The sequence below is a fragment of the Ferruginibacter sp. genome (assembly GCF_031430955.1).
Taxonomy (GTDB): Bacteria; Bacteroidota; Bacteroidia; order Chitinophagales; family Chitinophagaceae; genus Ferruginibacter.
Genome location: NZ_JANPCM010000098.1, coordinates 1 through 3,943, shown reverse-complemented (window position 1 = coordinate 3,943; position 3,943 = coordinate 1). Strand labels below are relative to the sequence as shown.

Sequence of the window (3,943 nt, the reverse complement as noted above, 5' to 3'; positions counted from 1 at the left end):
CGAAGAATAATAGCTATTTTATAAATTAATTACTTGATAATGAGCTAATTAAAAAATGATAAGTTTCAAATTTATTTGAAAAGTCAATTTTACAAATGGTAAAATAGTTGGTTGAGTGGATGAATATTGAAAATAAATATATGAAAAATGAAAATTACGGATTGATTTTGCAGGTTAATTATCTGCTTAATGAAAGTCTTAACAGCCAATTTTATTTGCTTAAGAGGCTGTTTCAGTTATTTATTTATTTTATTTGCCTAAAGCCGGCAACCTCTATTTGCATTACCACGCCTTTAAAGGCGTGGTAATGCAATGAAAATATAAAAGGCTTTAGCCAAATTGTATTCTGCTAAAATTAATTCAAACAGCTTCTAAGATTCAGCAAATATTTTTTTATCATAACCTTACTCGGTACTTTCACCTGAATAAATTTCATATTCATGAGCCAACTATTTTCTCCCTTAACTATAAAAAATATTACACTTAAAAACCGTATTGTGGTTTCACCAATGTGCCAGTATTCCTGCAAGGATGGTTTTGCAACCGACTGGCACTTGGTGCATTTAGGAAGCCGTGCTGTTGGTGGTGCTGCTTTAATAATACAGGAAGCATCTGCTGTGTCTGCAGATGGAAGAATTACTTATGCTGATTTAGGTATTTGGAAGGATGAGCATATTGAAAAATTAAAAACTATTGTAGATTTTATACATGCCAACGGAGCAGTTGCCGGTATTCAGTTAGCGCATGCAGGCCGTAAAGCAAGTTGTGAAATACCATGGCTGGGCGGTAAGCAAATTAAATCAGGCGAACATTATTGGCAAACTGTTGCACCTTCTCCCCTTCCTTTTAATGAAGATGATATGATACCGCATGAGTTATCAAAAAATGAAATTGCGGCATTAGTAAATGATTTTAAATTAGCGGCAGTACGGGCAATAAAAGCAGGATATAAAATAATCGAAATTCATGCAGCGCATGGTTATCTTATTAACGAATTTTTATCTCCCTTAAGCAATCACCGTACTGATGAATATGGCGGTAGTTTTGAAAACCGGATAAAATTTTTAATTGAAATTATAGAAGCAATTCAAACAGTGTGGCCTTCAACAGCACCTCTGTTTGTTCGCATTTCGGCAAGCGATTGGGTCGAAGCTGGATGGACAATTGATGACTCTGTAAAGCTTTCTTCAATTTTAAAAATTAGGGGTATTGATTTAATTGATGCTTCATCAGGCGGCAGTGTGCCTTATGCAAAAATACCTGCTGCGCCGGGTTACCAGGTGCCATTTGCCGCTGCAATAAAAAAGCAAACGGGTATATTAACTGGTGCAGTGGGAATAATTACCACTGCACAGCAAGCCGAAGAAATTTTAAAAAAGCAGCAGGCTGATGTTATAATTATAGCAAGAGAACATCTTCGTGATCCTTATTTTGCATTGCATGCGGCAAAAGAATTAGCAGAAGATATTACATGGCCGGATCAATACGCAAGGGCAAAAAGGTAAAGTATTTTTTTGCTTATTTTTTATTTACATTGCTTTATTTACTTTCACTTTATGCCAGCAACACATCCGCACATTTTAAGATTATTAGAATGTATAAACTTAGAAGAAAAAGAACAGGTAAAAAGATACAGTTTAGATCAGCAGCATACTTTAAAATCGTTAAAGGCCGAAGGCCTGGCACTGCATCCCATTGTAGTTACACGTAAAAATTTTGGCTACGCCGATTATCCGGAAATAAGTTTTCGTTTAAATTTTCCTGCCGAAATAAATTTATTTAAAGATGGTGCCGCAATAGAATGTTTTTGTACCGGCGAAGAACCGGTAAAAGGTGTATTAATAAATTTAGATGGTAAGACGGGGGAGTTCCGTTTGTTTGCTCCCGACTTTCCGGATTGGATTGAAGATGATGGAGTGGGAATAAAATTAGCACCTGACCAGCGCACCACTACCATTATGAAAACGGTGCTGAATAATTTAGAGCAAAATAAACAACTGTTTAAATTATTTCAACAATTACATGATGTGCCTTCAAGTGAAAAAAATGAAATTATTATCAATGCTGTTTCACTTTCTTTTAATAATAAAAATTTAAACGAAAGTCAGCAACAGGCCGTTATGGCTATTTTACAAAATGAAAATATAACTATTGTACATGGCCCGCCGGGTACCGGTAAAACAACAACTCTTGTTGAAGCCATTATTCAATTAGTAAAGGCCGGAGAAAAAATTTTAGTATCGGCACCAAGTAATACCGCTGTTGATAATATTGCTAAAGGATTAATTGCACAAAATTTAAAAGTGTTAAGGGTGGGCAATACCAGTAAGGTGGACGAAACAATTTTTATGCACACTCCGGAAGGTAAATTAAACAACAGTAAACAACTGAAAGAAATAAAGCAATTAAAAATACGTGCTGAAGAATTTAGAAAGATGGCATTGAAATATAAAAGAAGTTTTGGTAAAGCAGAAAGAGAACAACGCAACCTCTTATTTAAAGAAGTAAAAAATATTAGAACTGAAATAAAAAAACTACAGGCTTACAACGAAGAAAAATTATATACTGAAGCAGGTATAATTTTAGGAACGCCTGTAGGTTTGTATGATTCAAAAATTAATCACCTCACTTTTCATACACTACTGATTGATGAAGCAGGGCAATGTATTGAACCATTGGCCTGGTGTATTTTTCCTTTGGCACAAAAATATGTTTTAGCAGGCGATCATTTGCAACTCCCTCCTACTGTTTTAAGCAGTGAAGCGGCAAGACTGGGCTTAAACAAATCTATTTTAGAAATAAGTATAGCTACAGTTGAAAATATTTTTTTATTGAATACTCAATATCGCATGAGAGAAGCCATTGCAGGTTTTTCGAGTAATTATTTTTACAATGGTTTATTGCAATCTGCAACACACCTCCGCAACACAGGTGCACATATTTTTTTTATTGATACTGCAGGCTCTGGTTATAATGAAAAACATGGCAGCGATGGAAGCAGTTTACAAAACGAAGGTGAATTACAAATAGTATTAAAGCTGATAGAAACAGAATCATTAGAGCCTTTGCATACAGCTTTTATTTCGCCATATGCAGGGCAGGTTGCTGCCGCAAAAGATATATTGCCCAAACAAATGCGTATCAGTACTATCGACAGTTTTCAGGGGCAGGAAAAAGAGATCGTTATTTTATCTTTAGTAAGAAGCAATGACGACGGTGATATTGGATTTTTAAAAGATTACCGCCGTATGAATGTAGCTATTACAAGGGCCAAAGAAAAATTATTTGTAATAGGCGATAGCGCAACAATTGGTGCAGATGCATTTTATACTTCCTTTTTAGATTACATAGAAAAATCCGGCACTTACAAAACTGTTTGGGAGTTTGAAATGTAAATAAACTGTGAAAATGCCTATATTACTTTTTCACATTTAGTGCTGATGGCACGGCTGATGCCGGTGAAATTAAACTTACGTCGGATAAATAATGAGCTAATGTAAATGCCTCTGTTTTGTTTAAAGATCTAAGTCGTGCATGCAGTAATGGTAATGCAATTGTAATAGTATTGCAGTACTATTGGCAAGACACGGCTTTTTTTTTTCAACTTCACTTTGATTTTATTATTTAAAAATACCTGCAGCATTTAACTGATAACTTTTTTAAAATTCTAAGATTGATTTTAAAAATAAGGAACTGTTTGAGTTATTTACTTTTTTATTTATTTGGCTAAAGCCGACAACATCAATTTGTATTACCAGCATTGAAAATATAATGGCTTTAGGTATACTGCATTCGGCTTTATTTAATTCAAACAGCTTGTAATTAATTTATTAAAATAAAAAAGGGCCAGTATAAAAATACAGCCCCGGTTTAAATCCAATATCCTATGAAAAACTAAATATAGATGTACAAACTGCAAGCCAGAATTTATTAAGTATAAAAA

The 3,943-nt window shown here is 34.2% G+C and carries 2 protein-coding genes; both read left to right on the top strand.

The features are described from left to right. Window positions 1-440 precede the first annotated feature (440 nt). Window positions 441-1,505 carry an NADPH dehydrogenase NamA gene (gene namA / locus ACY65O_RS02745; RefSeq protein WP_462219321.1) on the top strand — a complete coding sequence of 355 codons (1,065 nt, stop codon included), beginning with the start codon at window positions 441-443 and terminating at the stop codon, window positions 1,503-1,505. 51 nt (window positions 1,506-1,556) lie between these two features. Further along, a complete protein-coding gene (locus ACY65O_RS02740) occupies window positions 1,557-3,395 on the top strand; it encodes an AAA domain-containing protein (RefSeq protein WP_462219320.1) in 1,839 nt (612 codons plus the stop codon). Window positions 3,396-3,943 lie beyond the last annotated feature (548 nt).